Consider the following 14,512-nt stretch of genomic DNA (forward strand, 5'->3'; position numbering starts at 1 on the left):
CCTGCGAGGAGGCAGGCAGCCGGAGGATGGTTCTCCGAAGCGCAAGGCTCACAAGCCCGCTTCTGCGAACCGACAACCGCGACATGCCCATGCGTGCCTCAGCGGCCGCCGCATCGTCGCTTACAAGGGAGGAGTTCATGCAAAAGTGGAAGAGGTTTGCATTCGGCTTCGTGCTGGCCACGCTCGGTCTGACCGGTCTGGCCACCGCCGAAGACTACACCTCCTTGCCGCGCAAGGAGACGCTCATCGTTGAAAATCCGGAAGGGACGATCAAAAATCCCGGCTGGTTCAACATCTGGGTCAATGGCGGCGGCGGTGTTTCCACCGGCCTGCAGCAGCTGACCATGGATACGCTCTGGTATATCGACCCCGAACAAGGGCTTGGCGGCGCAACCTGGGACAATTCGCTCGCCGCCGACAAGCCGCAATATAATGCCGACTTCACCGAGATGACCGTGAAACTGCGCAAGGGGCTCTTCTGGAGCGACGGCGTCGAGTTCACCGCCGACGACGTGGTCTATACCGTCAAGACCCAGATGGACCACCCCGGCATGATCTGGAGTGCGGCCTTCTCGGTGCAGGTGGCAAGCGTCGAGGCGACTGATCCCTATACGGTGGTGTTCAAGCTGAAGAAGCCGAATGCGCGTTTCCATTCCATCTTCACCGTGCGCTGGAACGGCGCCTGGATCATGCCCAAGCACGTGTTCGAGAAGGTGGCCGATCCGCTGCGCTATGATTTCGCCAACCCTGTCTCGCTCGGCGCCTATAAACTCAAGGCCTACGACCCGCAGGGCAAATGGTATACCTGGGAGAAGCGCGACGACTGGCAGCGCACCTCGCTTGCCCGCTTCGGCGAGCCGGCCCCGAAATATGTGACCTATACCGATCCCGGCCCGCCGGATAAACGCACCATCGCCCAGCTCGAGCACAATCTCGATATCATCCACGACAACACCCCGGAGGGCATGTTCACCCTCAAGGAGAAGTCGAAGACCGTCGATACCTGGTTCCCGGGCTTCCCCTTCGCCCATCCGGATCCGACGCTGCCGGCGGTGATCTTCAATACCCAGGAAGCGCCCTTCGACAATGCCGATGTGCGCTGGGCACTGGCCCTCCTGATCGACATCAAGGCCGTCGACATGGCGAGCTACCGCGGGACGGCGACGCTCTCCGCGCTCGGCGTGCCGCCGACGGCGGCGACGATGAAGGATTACCAGGAGCCGATGCAGGATTGGCTGAAGAATTTCGAGATCGATACCGGCAAGAGCAAGATCAAGCCTTATGATCCGACGGTCGGACAGCAAATCGCCGATCTCCTGCGCAAGCAGCCGAAGTTCAAGGACCAGATCCCGTCCGACCCGCAGGCAATCAGCAATGCCTTCGGCTATGGCTGGTGGAAGCCGAATCCGAAAGCAGCCGGTGAACTGCTTGAGAAGGCCGGCTTCAAGAAATCCGGCGGCAAATGGATGACCCCGGACGGTCAGCCGTTCAAGATCCGGATGACGGTTGAGGGCGACACGCGCTCCGTCTTCACCCGGGCCGGCACGCTGATCGCCCAGCAATGGGCCGCCTTCGGCATCGACGCCAAAGCCGTGCCCACCGAGAAACTGTGGCAGGTGGCGCTTCAGCCCGGCGATTTCCAGGTGGCGATCGCCTGGAGCGTCGAGACCTGGGGCGGCGATCCCGACCTGTCGTTCTTCCTGGACAGCTGGCACTCGCAGTTCGTGGCCAAGAAGGGCGACGTTCAGCCGCCGCGCAACTGGCAGCGCTGGTCCAATCCGGAGCTCGACAAGATCATCGAGAGCATCCGCGGCATCAGCGCCGACGATCCGAAGGGCCTCGAGCTCGGCAAGGATTATCTGAAGCTCGTCGCCCGTGAAATGCCGACGATCCCGCTGATGTCCTATAACGTCTTCACCTCGATGGATACGACCTATTGGACCGGCTACCCGACGATCAAGGATCCCTATACCGATCCGGTGCCGAACTGGGCAAACTCCAGGCTGATGATGGTCAAGCTGAAGCCGGCCCAAGCGAAATAATCCTCCCAACGCCGGCGCGTAGCCATCGCGCCGGCCCCTTATCGGCGGGCGATGCCCGCCGATCCTTTCCTTCGGTGAAAGGGAACCAGAGAGGAACCACTGCCTTATGACGCCCTATCTGATCTTTGTCCTGAAACGGTTCGGTCAGTTTCTGCTCGTCGTTTTTCTCGGCGTGACGATCACCTTCTTCGTCACCCACCTGACCCCGATCGATCCGGTCGAAGAAAGCATAGGCGCCATCACGCAGATGGGTCAGTCCGATCCGAACGCGATCGAGCTGATGCGCCAGTCGCTGCGTGAGCTCTACGGCATGCAGGGTTCGATCTGGCAGCAATATCTGCATTTCTGGCTGCGGCTGGCGACCGGCGATCTCGGTCCCTCGCTTTCGGCCTTCCCGACGCCTGTCACCACCATCATTCTGCGCTCACTGCCCTGGACGATCGGGCTGATGACGGTGTCGACGCTGATCACCTTCGTGCTCGGCAACGCGATCGGCGCGCTCGCCGGCTATTACCGGAAGGCCACGGTGCTGAAGGCCGTCAGCCTCGTCTTCATCGCCCTGCTGCCCATTCCTTATTATATCCTCGCCTTCGTGCTGCTCATCGTCTTCGGCTACATCTGGCCGGTGCTGCCGATCAATGGCGGCTACGAGATGAACGCCAATCTCAACCTTTCCTTCGCCCTGGTCCTCGATATCCTCAAACATTCGATCCTGCCCGCCTTGTCGCTGATCCTGGTCGGCGCCGGCAGCTGGCTGATCGGCATGCGGGCGCTGGTTTCCAACATCATCACCGACGATTACGTCGTCTTCGCCGAGCTCGGCGGCGTGCCGAAGGGAAAGATCCTGCGCTCCTACATCGCCCGCAACGCCATGGTGCCGCAATTCACCGGGCTTGCCATGTCGCTCGGCGCGATCTTCAACGGCACCGTCATCACCGAAATCGTCTTCGGTTATCCCGGCATCGGCAACCTTCTGATCTCGGCGGTGCATGCCGGCGACTACAGCCTGGTGCTCGGCCTCGGCGCCTTGTCGATCGTCGGCGTTGCCGCCGCTGTCTTCATCATCGACGTGCTCAGCCCGCTGATCGATCCGCGCATCAAGGTGGAATAGGCCATGTTTACGATCATCCGCGACCTCGCGCGCCAGAATACGGAATTCCTCTGCGGCCTGCTGCTCTTTGCCGTCATCGTCGCCGCCGTCATCCTCTCCTATTTCTCGCCCTATGGCGCGACCGACATCTATCTCCTGCCGCCCGACATGCCGCCGGGTAGTGAATACTGGCTCGGCACCACCTCGCGCGGCCAGGACGTGTTCTGGCAGCTGACGATTGCGCTTCGCAACACCCTGTTCTTCGGCATCGGCGTCGCCTTTCTCTCGCGCATCATCTCGCTTGTTGTCGGGCTGGTGGCCGGTTATGCCGGCGGGGCGGTCGACCGGGTGCTGATGGCGATCAACGACAGCGTCATGGTCATCCCGCAATTTCCGCTGCTGATCCTGTTTTACTTCGTGCTGAAGGACAATATGACCTGGGCCGTGCTGATCGTCATCATGGCCTCGCTCGGCTGGTCTTATGACGCGCGCCTGATCCGCTCGGTCGCGCTCGGCCTGAAGAGCCGGCCGTTTACCACCCAGAGCGTCTATTCCGGCATGACCATGCGCAAGATCCTCGTCGAGGAGCACCTGCCCTATGTGCTGCCGATCGTCTTCGCGACGACGATGAACAACATGATCTGGTCAATCGGCATGGAGATCACCCTTTCGGTGCTCGGTTTCACCGACATCGAGACGCCGACCATGGGCATGATGATCTACTGGGCCAATGCGCATTCGGCGCTGATCTCGGGCATCTGGTGGTGGGTCGCCGCCCCCGTCGCCGTCATCGTCATTCTCTTCCTGGCGCTCTTCCTGCTGTCCATGTCGATGAACGAATATAATGATCCGCGCAGCCGGCTGAACCGGATGGGAAGTTAGCATGCAGCCTTTGGTCGAAATCGAAAACCTGAAAGCCTATTACCGCGCCTTCCTCTATGGCGTCGATCGCGAGGTGCGGGCCGTCGACGACATCAGCCTGACGATCCGCCGCGGCGAGGTCTATGGCGTCGCCGGTGAATCGAGCAGCGGCAAGACGACGCTGATCAAGACCATCGCCGGCGCCATCCGGCCGCCGCTCCGGGTCGTCTCCGGCAGCGTCAAATTCCACTTCGGCGGCGGCACCCAGGATCTCTATGCGATGACGCCGGAGGAGCGCGTGGCGCTGCGCTGGAAGCATCTCTCCTATATCATGCAGGGCTCGATGAATGTGCTCAATCCGGTGCGCCGGATCCGCCATTCCTTCACCGATTTCGCCTTCCGCCACATGAAGGTGAGCAAATCAGTCTTTTTCGAAAAGGTCGCCAACCACCTGCAGCGGCTGAAGCTCGATCCGCAGCTGCTCGACGCCTATCCGCACGAACTCTCCGGCGGCATGCGCCAGCGCATGACCATTGCGCTCGCCACCATCCTGACGCCGGAATTCATCATCGCCGACGAGCCGACGACCGCGCTCGACGTCATCGTGCAGCGCGATGTGCTGTCGATGATCCGCGACATCCAGCGCGAGATGGGCTCGTCCTTCCTGTTCGTCACCCATGACATGGGTGTGCATGCGACCGTCTCCGACCGCATCGGCATCGTCTATGCCGGCCGGCTGGTCGAGGAGGCGCCGACGGCCAAGCTCTTCAGCGCGCCGCTCCACCCCTATACGCAGCATCTCGTCGGCAGCCTGCCGAAGATCGGCGACCCCACCACCCGGCCCTCGCTGGAGGGACGGCCGCCGAACCTCGCCATGCCGCCGGAGGGCTGCCGCTTCCACCCGCGCTGCCCGAAGCGCATGGAGATTTGCTCACAGAAAGTTCCGCCCATGGTCACCGTCGCGCCGGAGCGGCGGGTGGCGTGTTTTGCGGTTACGGGGGATCAGGTGTGACTCTGCTTAGCCTCTCGCATGTGACGAAAATCTACCGCCAGGGCGGCATGCTCGGCCGGCGGCTGATCACCGCCGTCAAAGATGTCAGCTTCGAGATCGGCGACGAGCCGGAGATCCTCTCGATCGTCGGCGAATCCGGCTCGGGCAAATCGACGGTGGCGGCGATGATCCTCGGCCAGGCCGAGCCGACCGAAGGCGAGCTGCAATTTGCCGGCAAGACCGTCGCCAACAACAGCCGGGCCGAACGCACGGCCTTCATGAAGGAGGTGCAGCCGGTGCTGCAGAACCCCTTCGAAGCCTTCAATCCGCTGAAGCGGGTGGACCGCTACCTCTTCGAGACCGCCCGCAATTTCTCCGCCTCCGGCAACCGGCCGGACCGGCGGGAGGTGGAGAAGATGGCCGATACCGCCCTCCATCACGTCGGCCTGACGCTGGAAGAGGTGAAGGGCCGCTTCCCCCACGAACTCTCCGGCGGCCAGCTGCAGCGCGTCGCCATCGCCCGCGCGCTGATCCCCGAGCCGCGCCTGCTGGTGGCCGACGAGCCGGTCTCCATGGTCGACGCCTCGCTGCGCATGGCAATCGTCAACCTCTTCGGCCGGCTGAAGAACGAGCTGGGGCTTTCGATCATCTACATCACGCATGATCTGGCGACGGCTTATTATGTCAGCGACAATATTATCATCATGCGCAAGGGTGAGATTGTCGAAAGGGGGCGGGCGCGGGCGGTGTTGGACGATCCGCAGCATGAGTATTCAAGGGCGCTGAAGGATGCGGTGTTGGCAGCGGAGTTTGGTGAGACGGCGTAGGATTGCAGACTGCATCTATCATCAGGCGTTATTTCTTCCCGGCTGACGACGGGGCTCCCATCCGCTCAAATCTGTAAAGACAGCGATCAACAAGCCGCTGGCGCTCGTCAGCAGCTGCACAGTCTGGCTGGTGTTTGAAGAGATGAAAAAGCCGCCTTGAAAGGATTCGAACCGTCCGATTAGGCCTTCGAATGCGATGGCTTCTAGCGCGGTCGCCTGAGGGCCTAATTCTTTTAAGTGACTTTCGCGCATGCTCCACGCGCTCTACTATCCTGGCGGGAAATTTGGAGAGGGGCATGCACTATCGCCAAAGGTCGATGCTGTTCGCGGCGCCTTGGCTGATCATCGGAGCTACCGCAGTAGGCGCGTCGGGCGAGATAACTGTTGCGGACTTCGATAAGCCAGAACTGCTGATCGTAGCACTGTTTTTCGGCTTCGCCATCGGCATGGCCGTCGAGCAGCTCTTAGCCGTGATGAGAAAACAGGCGTGGCAGGAGAGAAACAGATCACGCTCCGAGGAAAGGCGCAGCAATGAGCGCATCTTATTGGGACCTTGGCGTCAGATGCCAGCTCCGGAGTCATTGAGACCAGTCGATGCCGCCGACCAAATGCGTATCGTGATGCGTTCGCAGTTCACTATTCAGCCGTTGCTGAACAAGAGCGAAGCTCGAGTGTTTCGGGAGCTCGACAGCATGGTGATCGGTTGCAATTCTTCCTGGCAGGTGATGGCGCAGGTTTCGTTGGGCGAAATCCTCCGAAGCGCCGATGCGGACGCCTACAGTTGCATCAACTCTAAGCGAGTCGACTTGCTGCTCGTAGACAGCAATTGCCGACCGCGACATGTCATCGAGTACCAGGGCGGAGGACACCATCAAGGCACCGCAGCCGCACGCGACGCGGTAAAGAAGGAGGCGCTGCGACGCGCCGGGGTCGGCTATCACGAGGTGGTGGCTGGCCACACCACCCCATCGGAACTCAGGCGATTGGTCGAAAAGCTGGTGGATAAACCGATTGCCAGCTAACGCGCTTCCGTTACTCATGCCTGCACGGCCGAGTCGCTTCCAACGGAAGGAACCATCTCCTCGTCTTGATGGTGTGGAGGCGCAAACGGGATGATCTCCGATTTCCAGGCCGTTCGCGAAAATCTGTTTCCGGCCAGCCACGGAGCCATTGAGGAGTGGGAGACTTTCCCCTGGCATCGCGACCGAACCAATCGAATTCAGGCTCATAAGGCACATTCGTCACAAGCCATCGCAATCGACGTGTTCGGCACGATAAAGATGAGCACAGATCGCGACCGCATCTTCGACGCCATCGCTTCAACAATTGGCGTAGCACCGGGCGGTCCATGGGCGATAACACTCGAGTGGACAGATAGTCATCGGCTTTTGGGAGAACCAAGGCCTACGCAAGTCGATGCCCTCGCCGTCGGCTCGAAGGCTGCGCTCGTCATCGAGTGCAAATTCACCGAACCCGGCGGACAATGTAGCCAAACGGCCTTGTTGCGCTCGGGCGAGCGCCAATGCAACGGAAGCTATATCGAACAGATCAACCCGGGCAATGGCTTGCGCGCCCGCTGCGCTCTCACAGGCAAAGGCATTCGTTACTGGGAATACATTCCAGAGGTCTTCGCGCTTGATGCGGCTGTCGACCACACGCCCTGCCCATTTAAGACTGATGCCTATCAGTGGATGCGCAACGCCGTGCTGGCGGCAGCGTTTAGTAGACAGTACGGCCTTCAAGCGGCCGCCCTCGCAGCCTTTGCCGATCATCCCAGTTTTCCGACGGCCCGCAAAGCGAAGCGAGGCCTGATCGATTCTGGTCTCGGTGGCAGGGCTGCCGTCACACCCATTTCCTACCAGCAGATCATTGCGATCGCTTGTCACGTCGGCCTCGACCAAGAACTTTGGAACGACCTTTCTGCATGGATCGATCGAAAGATCGCAATGGCCGCCTTACGAAGATCGGTTTTCCAAGAGGTTTGAAATGGATACTGATATATGGGATCGAGCCTTCTATGACGACGGCGAATGGGTTTCTTGGTCTGACGTGGAAGACCAACTCCTATACCAGGAGTGGCGAGTGAAATATCCCAATGCGGACAGATCTTTGATTCCTTATTTTCAGGAACTCTTGTCGCTGGCACAAAGCTACCACCTTGAGACGGGCCGGCATCTCAACGCATACGGAGACATTGGGGAACTCTTCGGCGCCATTACCCACGGAATAAAACTGAACAAGAATTACGCGCAAGGCGCCGATGGTAGGCTTGGCAACGATCACATTGAAATCAAAACCATTACGCCATTCAAGTCCAACGACGAGCTTACCGTAAAGATGTCAGGCAATTTCAGCAAACTACTCGTCGTGAAGATCAATGCGGACTTTGAAGTCTCATCCCGGATGGTCGATCGCTCGAAGCTCCCTAAAACGGCTGAACCTCTCTTGAGAATAAGGTGGAGTGATCTGGCTGATCTCGAATGACGCTTAGCCAGCAATTACGGCTTGGTTCTTTCCTGACCTTCGAAAGAGCATAGTAAGCAGACACGCAGCCCCGGCGTATGTCGGCCTCACCCTCGAGGAGGGGAAGGCCGTTTTTCCCCACGAACTCTCCGGCGCCCAGTTGCAGCGCATCGCCATCGCCCCCACGCTGATCCACAACCGCGCCTGCTGTGGCCGACGAACCGATCTCAATGGTCGACGCGTCGCTGCGCCATCGTCAACCTCTTCGGCCGGCTGAAAATCGAACTGGGGCTTTCAATCATCTCCGTCACGGATGATCTCGCGACCGCCTATTACGTCAGCGATAACATTATCATCTGCGCAAAGTTGATCTTGTTGAACGGGGGCGGGCGCGGTGTTGGATGATCCGCAGCATGCCTATTCGCGGGCGTTGAAGGATGCGGTGCTGGCGGCGGAGTTTGGGGCGATTGGGTGAGTGGTGTGGGGAGACCCAGCGTGATCCTTTTCGGTGGACGACTGGGAAAGGGTCGACCTTGAGCATGCTTCCAACTCTCATCGACCTCACAGCGACTCTTGATTAGGGCGGGTTCAATGGTGCCAGCGGTAACCGGTAAACGGAAATTCGGAAAGTCAAAACGAGAGTTCCGACTAGCTGGCAACTCTAGTAACTTTTGATCCATCAGATTTTGCGATACTCGATCTGTGAGAGTATGGAGACTGCCAGCATGATAAAAGAATGGCGCGTTAAGAATTTTAAATCGCTTGCCCAACCAAACATTTTAAGGCTGGCAAAAATCAATGTTATCGCGGGCGCAAACAGCAGCGGGAAAAGTAGCGTTATCCAAAGCATCCTGTTGTTGAAGCAAACACTGCAATATGCCGCTCGCAGCCGGGCACTTGCGTTAAACGGACCGATTCTAAGATTGGGCGATCTGGATGATGTAAAACATCGAGGTTCCACAGATCCGTTCATTGAGTTTGGGTTTAAAGTGGAGTTCGGCGAGCACGAACGCGTAAATCAGTTTGCCAGTAGAAGTACGACATTAGAAGGTCTCGCCTATCGTGGTAACCCATGGAGACATCTAGATTTAAGCGTCACTTTTGCAGATTCATCATCTGGCACTTATCTCGACGCAAGTCCAGAGGAGCAAAGCTCTAAGCGGTCAAAGCCTCTACTCGTTTCAATGGCAATCGACCTGAAGGCACAATCTGGACAACAAGAGCAAGGTCACAATTTCGTACGACTGTCGCGACGCGTCACTCACGATATCTCCGTCGCACCTACTGTCCTAAATCAGTTCGAGGTGGCAATAGATGATGCGAGTTATAATGAGATCACAACCGATAAGCCCGATCCTCATATCATTGGGGGAGCGGTTCAGCATTTTCTGCCGAGTTGGACAGTCGTACAGTTCGATGCGGCAAAGCTGCTAATCACGAAGGTCGCGGACTATTTGACTTCGAGACAAGGCAATACGCTTCTTGGTAGTGTAGCCGGGGTTGATGTGACGGATTATCCCCTGCCCAGAGACGCGGTCGACGTAATCAACAAATGGCTCCTAAACAAGCAATTGGTAGGGCTTACACAGCAGGCTCAGGAGATCACTGCAAAGCAAGCAAGAGAGGTTCTGCAGCGGCATTTCCGTCCAAAAGGATTGCTGAGCTCGATCAATGATTCAGACGACGCACAAGAAGCTGTACGGTTGCGTGAGCAACTCCTGTCGTCAATGCTTCCTCACCTACAGCCAAATCCAAGTCTAGAGATCGAACAACCTCGAACTATTAGAAATGCCACAGAATATATACGCGATTTCTTTACTCAGGGCGTGCGGTATCTTGGTCCGCTTCGAGACGCTCCGCGGGCGGTGTACCCCGTGGAGGCATTAGAAAATCCCACGGATGTTGGTTACAGAGGGGAGCATACGGCTGCAGTCCTTGAGACTAACGCCGGATCAGTTATCTTATATCATCTACCTCCGCCCGAAGGCATGGATATTGATTATATCGCTACGGCTGAGTCGGAATATGGTCCACTTCGAGACGCCGTTACTAAGTGGCTTAAATATATGGGCGTTGCTGTGGAGGTCCGCGCCATCGATACCGGGGTGTTCGGCAACGAACTGCGCGTTTCGACGGAAGCGGAAGGAGCGATGCATCACTTAACGAACGTCGGAGTGGGCGTGAGTCAGGTGTTGCCAATTGTAGTCAACGCTTTAATGGCGCAGCCGGGAACACTTCTAATCTTCGAGCAACCTGAGCTTCACCTGCATCCCAAGGTACAGGCACGACTGGCTGACTTTTTTGTTGCCCTCGCGCTTGATGGCAAGCAGCTGGTGCTTGAAACCCACAGCGAGTATCTGATCGACCGACTACGCCTCAGGATCGCCTTGGCGGAAGATGACGATGCTCGTGAAATGATAAGCATTCTGTTTTCTGAAAAGCGCGGCGGCAAGACGACCTTCACACCAGTTGAGCTTACCGAATACGGAGCAGTTACTAACTGGCCAAAGGACTTTTTTGAGCAATCACAAAGGGACGTGGGAAGGATTTTGAAAGCTGCCTCGTCGAAGCGACGCGCTCGTGCCGAGGGCAAATCTTGAAACGTTTATATATTGATACCGCGCTGTTAGCGATACCCGGATATGCAATAGAGCCAGAGGCTGCACAGCAATTGGTCGACCGCGTGGGGCATTTTGCCGGATTGACATCTCCCTCACTGCCAATTGACCCGGTGATTTCTCAGGATGCTGAGGATTTGCTTTGGGCAAATAATCTTGGCGCCGGATATGACGAATTTCGCCAATTTATCGAAGTTATGGAACTGCAGAGATTTTATACTCCTGATGACCTTCTCCGAAGCTATCAGGTGATTTTCGATCGAGCTGGCAAATCCAGTGAAGTTATGCCTTATGAAGCGGATTCCACGTCCAATTTCTGCGCCACACCAGAATTTCCAGGAAATTTGAGCCCGTCCAACATGGTATCTGAAACTCAAAGGATCATGTGTTCGGTCGGATTGATGCGAAGCGCGGGCCATAGTTGGAGCTTTGGTTCCGGTTTCGTTGGAAATGGCTTTGCAAGCTACGATATATCGACAGTCGTCGATGCGGTTCGGAGCTACTCGGACACGCGCGAGTCTGCCTCACCTCTCGTGGTTAACGTACCTTCGGTTACAAACCTCTTGGATTTAGCATCACCAGAAGCCGCAGCAGAGATATGGCTTGTAGCCGAGACTTCTGAGGACATCCACTTCGCAATTGCATTGGCTGCCAAGGCACTAAATCCTCACGGAGTTCTCAAGCCGTTTAAGATTGGCCCTGAATTTATTGGGGACTTAAAGGAATGCGAAGCGTGGAGGGATGGAAACCACGCCTCGGTCTGCCGGACCGTCTGCGCTCAGATTGTAGCGGGAATGTGCAATCGAAAAATCAAGCCGTTTGGGAGGCCGCATCAGGAGATGCGCGGTTTCGATGGTTCTCGCGGATGGAGAGTTCATCTGACAAAAGGGCATTCAGCGCTCCGTTTGCTCTTTTGGCAGAACGACGACGGCATCGAATTTGGCACCGTAGGGGTCAAACATGAACTGTTCTTAGCTGTGGGAGCTGCAGGAGCAGCTTTTGAGACGGACGTGATAAGCGTCCTTTGAGAAGGGAAATACCTACCTCCCGGTCGCACGAACGATTGTGAGATATCGATGATAAAGCCGAGTGAGGCGGCTGGATCCTCCCTTGTTCAACCGGAGATCAAGGTCGGTTTTCAAATCGAACCCCGCCTCTGAGAACGAGGCCGCGGATGGGCAGATCTCGCGTCCATTGCGGCACGAAGCCGATGCCAAGTCCAGCCGAGACAGCAGTCGCCTTCCAGTACGGAAGCTGCTCAGCCATCATCCTCTGATGGCGAGTAAGCATCCGGTGAAGGACGCAGGTCAGGCCGCTTGAGCATCCAGCGTAGTCGGCGTCCAGTTCCACGGAAGCAATTGTTCCAGTTTGCTCGTCGGCGTGTCAGCGATGTTGGCGAGGACATCAGCAAGCCAGGCTTGCGGATCGATGTCGTTGAGCTTTGCGCTCATGATCAGCGTCGCCATGAAGGCTGCGCGATCAGCACCACGATCCGATCCGGCGAAGAGCCATGACTTCCTTCCGAGAGCAAAGCCTCGCAGCGCCCGCTCGGCTACATTGTTCGTCAGGCAAATTCTCCCCAGCCTCCAGTGCCATCGGCGAGATCGGCATGGCACGGCTGCCGCGTTTGGCATTGGTGGCAATGTCAGCAAGCACGAAGAACTTGCGGCGTGAGTGCGCCCAGCACAGTGCCTGCGTCAGCGGATCGGGATCGCGGTCACCCTTGAACAGGGGATTGTAGCCGCCATAAGCATCCGCTTGCAGAATGCCGGTGAAGGTCTTCAGGTGGCGCTCGGGATGCTCCTGCCGCCGGTCCCGCGACGCATAGTAGAGAGCTGCGGGTGGTGATTGCCCGCCGAAGGGTCTGTCATCCCGGACATAGGTCCAGATGCGGCCCGTGTCGGTTTTGCCTTTCGCCAGGATCGGCACGGTGGTGTCGTCGCCATGCAGCCGCTCGGCGGCCAGAACATGCGCCTCGATCAACGAATGAATGGGCTTCAGCGCCGCCGCGCAAGCACCGACCTGGTCGGCCAGTGTCGATAGGCTGAGGTCGATCCCCTCTCGGCCATAGCGCTCGCTCTGGCGGTTCAGCGGTTGATGCTGGGCGAACTTCTCAAACAGGATCATCGCCAGCAGGTTCGGCCCGGCAAAACCGCGCGGCGTCACGTGGAAAGGTGCGGGCGGCTGAGTGATCTTCTCGCATTCGCGGCAGGAGAACTTCTCCCGCACAGTCTGGATGACTTTCCACTGGCGCGGGATCACCTCCAGCGTCTCGGTGATTTCCTCGCCGAGCTTCGACAGCCTGGCGGAACCGCAGCAGCGGCAACTCGTCGGAGCGGCGATGACGATGCGTTCGCGCGGCAGGTGTTCGGGAAACGGCTTCCGTGATGGACGCTTTCGCTCGAACGTCCGGACTGTAGAGGCCTTGGCAGCAATCTCCGCCGCCAGCTCGTCTTCACCCGCGTCGGCTTCGAGTTCCTCGAGTTGCAGTTCCATCTGCTCGAGAAGTCGCGCCTTGCGCTCGGACCGGCTGCCGTAAAGTTCACGGCGAACCTTCTCGATCTCCAGCTTCAACCGCGCGATCAGCGCTTCGGAATGCGACACGAGCGCCTTTGCGCTGGCGGCTTGCGCCTTGGCGGTCGCTGCTTCTGCCTCGGCAGCGATACGCCGGGCACGCTCCTCGGCCAGCAGTGCAAGCGCACTGGCAAGGTCGTCCGGAAGCTCATCAGTCGCGTCGCTCATGGCAGGATGGAATCATATTCGAGTCCGCCATTCCAGTGCTTTTGCTCATCCTGCCGATGTCGGTCGCCAGGTCTTTTGCGGCATCCGCCAGTCTATGCCTTCGAGCAGATAACCGAGCTGCGCCGGTGTGATCACCACCGTGCCGTCAGCGGCTGACGGCCAGATGAAGCGTCCGCGTTCAAGCTTCTTCGTAAACAGGCAGGCTCCCTGGCCGTCATGCCAGATGACCTTGATCAGGCCACCACCGCGACCGCGGAACACGAACAGGTGTCCGCACATCGGATCGCGCTTCAGCGTCTCCTGCACCATCAGCGATAGACCGGGGAAGCCTTTGCGCATGTCCGTATGGCCTGTCGCCAGCCAGACCTTCACACCACTCGGAACCGGGATCATCTCCGCCCCAGCACGACATCGAGAATGCGGCCCAGCGCCTCGGTATCGATGTCGCTGTCTACGCGGATACGACGGTCCCGACCGAGTTCAATCGTCACATCGCTGCGCTTCCGGCGGGACTGCGATGGGGCGGGTGGCCCCGAGGGAATAGGCGAGGCTGGAAGCGCGGCCTCGGACACGACCACCGGCACCAACGTGCTCGCTGTTTCCGTCCTCGGCTCCTCGATTTGGCAAAGCTCCTTGCGCCAACGGAAGAGCTGGCTGACATGGATACCGGCCGCACGGGCAATCTCGGAAAGCACCGCATCTGGCTCAAAACAGGCCGCAACAAGCCGCTCTTTGTCTTCCCGAGACCAACGCCGTCGGCGCTCGACAGACGTGATCACTTCAATCGGATGCTTCGTCATAGGACTACTCCTAGTGTTTACACTAGGACTTCCGATGTTCGTCTCAACCTCGCAAGACGGTCCTCACCGGGCGCTTAC

The 14,512-nt window shown here is 58.3% G+C and carries 13 protein-coding genes and 2 pseudogenes; 11 read left to right on the forward strand and 4 right to left on the reverse strand.

What is annotated here, in order from left to right:
- The first annotated feature begins 137 nt into the window (after positions 1-137).
- The 5 genes from B5E41_RS08345 to B5E41_RS08365 all read left to right on the forward strand — a co-directional run bounded on the left by B5E41_RS08345 (position 138) and on the right by B5E41_RS08365 (position 5,811).
- Positions 138-2,042 (forward strand): ABC transporter substrate-binding protein, encoded by a 1,905-nt coding sequence (locus B5E41_RS08345; RefSeq protein ID WP_088392624.1) that lies wholly within the window; start codon positions 138-140, stop codon positions 2,040-2,042.
- Positions 2,043-2,148: 106 nt separating this feature from the next.
- Positions 2,149-3,153, forward strand: coding sequence for an ABC transporter permease (locus B5E41_RS08350; RefSeq protein WP_088392626.1), 1,005 nt, complete (start codon positions 2,149-2,151; stop codon positions 3,151-3,153).
- Positions 3,154-3,156: 3 nt separating this feature from the next.
- The gene (locus tag B5E41_RS08355) at positions 3,157-4,014 is read left to right on the forward strand and encodes an ABC transporter permease (RefSeq protein WP_088392628.1); all 858 of its coding nucleotides are present in this window, start codon (positions 3,157-3,159) and stop codon (positions 4,012-4,014) included.
- Between the two features lies 1 nt (position 4,015).
- Positions 4,016-5,005, forward strand: coding sequence for an ABC transporter ATP-binding protein (locus B5E41_RS08360; RefSeq protein ID WP_088392630.1), 990 nt, complete (start codon positions 4,016-4,018; stop codon positions 5,003-5,005).
- A gap of 47 nt (positions 5,006-5,052) precedes the next feature.
- Positions 5,053-5,811, forward strand: a complete 759-nt coding sequence (locus B5E41_RS08365) for an ABC transporter ATP-binding protein (protein ID WP_088392698.1) — start codon at positions 5,053-5,055, stop codon at positions 5,809-5,811.
- Positions 5,812-5,832: 21 nt separating this feature from the next.
- Here B5E41_RS08365 and B5E41_RS31215 read toward each other — a convergent pair whose 3' ends face one another.
- Positions 5,833-6,063, reverse strand: a complete 231-nt coding sequence (locus tag B5E41_RS31215; protein ID WP_141098750.1) for a hypothetical protein — start codon at positions 6,061-6,063, stop codon at positions 5,833-5,835.
- A gap of 44 nt (positions 6,064-6,107) precedes the next feature.
- On the opposite strand from B5E41_RS31215, the gene B5E41_RS08370 reads away from it, so the two are divergent.
- The 6 genes and pseudogenes from B5E41_RS08370 to B5E41_RS08395 all read left to right on the forward strand — a co-directional run bounded on the left by B5E41_RS08370 (position 6,108) and on the right by B5E41_RS08395 (position 11,920).
- Entirely contained in the window at positions 6,108-6,833 is a 726-nt protein-coding gene (locus B5E41_RS08370) for a DUF2726 domain-containing protein (protein ID WP_088392632.1), read from the forward strand.
- A gap of 90 nt (positions 6,834-6,923) precedes the next feature.
- Complete coding sequence (locus B5E41_RS08375) at positions 6,924-7,796, forward strand: PGN_0703 family putative restriction endonuclease (protein WP_088392634.1); 873 nt, start codon at positions 6,924-6,926, stop codon at positions 7,794-7,796.
- 1 nt (position 7,797) lies between these two features.
- Positions 7,798-8,295 (forward strand): hypothetical protein, encoded by a 498-nt coding sequence (locus B5E41_RS08380; RefSeq protein WP_088392636.1) that lies wholly within the window; start codon positions 7,798-7,800, stop codon positions 8,293-8,295.
- Between the two features lie 64 nt (positions 8,296-8,359).
- Positions 8,360-8,749: pseudogene (locus B5E41_RS32110) on the forward strand (ATP-binding cassette domain-containing protein); the annotation flags it as partial.
- 250 nt (positions 8,750-8,999) lie between these two features.
- A complete protein-coding gene (locus B5E41_RS08390; protein WP_176439353.1) occupies positions 9,000-10,874 on the forward strand; it encodes an AAA family ATPase in 1,875 nt (624 codons plus the stop codon).
- On the forward strand, positions 10,871-11,920 hold the full coding sequence (locus B5E41_RS08395) for a hypothetical protein (protein ID WP_088392640.1): 1,050 nt from the start codon (positions 10,871-10,873) through the stop codon (positions 11,918-11,920). Before B5E41_RS08390 ends, B5E41_RS08395 begins: the two co-directional genes overlap by 4 nt.
- 279 nt (positions 11,921-12,199) lie before the next feature.
- On the opposite strand, the pseudogene tnpC reads toward B5E41_RS08395, so the two are convergent.
- From tnpC to tnpA, 3 genes and pseudogenes are all read right to left on the reverse strand, one after another.
- Positions 12,200-13,634: pseudogene (gene tnpC, locus B5E41_RS08400) on the reverse strand (IS66 family transposase).
- Positions 13,635-13,679: 45 nt separating this feature from the next.
- Entirely contained in the window at positions 13,680-14,027 is a 348-nt protein-coding gene (gene tnpB, locus B5E41_RS08405; protein WP_003551791.1) for an IS66 family insertion sequence element accessory protein TnpB, read from the reverse strand.
- A complete protein-coding gene (gene tnpA, locus B5E41_RS08410; protein ID WP_088392642.1) occupies positions 14,024-14,434 on the reverse strand; it encodes an IS66-like element accessory protein TnpA in 411 nt (136 codons plus the stop codon). Before tnpA ends, tnpB begins: the two co-directional genes overlap by 4 nt.
- Positions 14,435-14,512: the final 78 nt, after the last annotated feature.

Source organism: Rhizobium esperanzae (assembly GCF_002204185.1).
GTDB lineage: Bacteria > Pseudomonadota > Alphaproteobacteria > Rhizobiales > Rhizobiaceae > Rhizobium > Rhizobium esperanzae.

What these genes read in the sequence shown, in the direction of transcription:
- B5E41_RS08345 (WP_088392624.1), top strand. Translation starts at nt 138, where the DNA reads ATGCAAAAGTGGAAGAGGTTTGCATTCGGCTTCGTGCTGGCCACGCTC.
- B5E41_RS08350 (WP_088392626.1), top strand. Translation starts at nt 2,149, where the DNA reads ATGACGCCCTATCTGATCTTTGTCCTGAAACGGTTCGGTCAGTTTCTG.
- B5E41_RS08355 (WP_088392628.1), top strand. Translation starts at nt 3,157, where the DNA reads ATGTTTACGATCATCCGCGACCTCGCGCGCCAGAATACGGAATTCCTC.
- B5E41_RS08360 (WP_088392630.1), top strand. Translation starts at nt 4,016, where the DNA reads ATGCAGCCTTTGGTCGAAATCGAAAACCTGAAAGCCTATTACCGCGCC.
- B5E41_RS08365 (WP_088392698.1), top strand. Translation starts at nt 5,053, where the DNA reads ATGCTCGGCCGGCGGCTGATCACCGCCGTCAAAGATGTCAGCTTCGAG.
- B5E41_RS31215 (WP_141098750.1), bottom strand. Translation starts at nt 6,063, where the DNA reads ATGCGCGAAAGTCACTTAAAAGAATTAGGCCCTCAGGCGACCGCGCTA.
- B5E41_RS08370 (WP_088392632.1), top strand. Translation starts at nt 6,108, where the DNA reads ATGCACTATCGCCAAAGGTCGATGCTGTTCGCGGCGCCTTGGCTGATC.
- B5E41_RS08375 (WP_088392634.1), top strand. Translation starts at nt 6,924, where the DNA reads ATGATCTCCGATTTCCAGGCCGTTCGCGAAAATCTGTTTCCGGCCAGC.
- B5E41_RS08380 (WP_088392636.1), top strand. Translation starts at nt 7,798, where the DNA reads ATGGATACTGATATATGGGATCGAGCCTTCTATGACGACGGCGAATGG.
- B5E41_RS08390 (WP_176439353.1), top strand. Translation starts at nt 9,000, where the DNA reads ATGATAAAAGAATGGCGCGTTAAGAATTTTAAATCGCTTGCCCAACCA.
- tnpB (WP_003551791.1), bottom strand. Translation starts at nt 14,027, where the DNA reads ATGATCCCGGTTCCGAGTGGTGTGAAGGTCTGGCTGGCGACAGGCCAT.
- tnpA (WP_088392642.1), bottom strand. Translation starts at nt 14,434, where the DNA reads ATGACGAAGCATCCGATTGAAGTGATCACGTCTGTCGAGCGCCGACGG.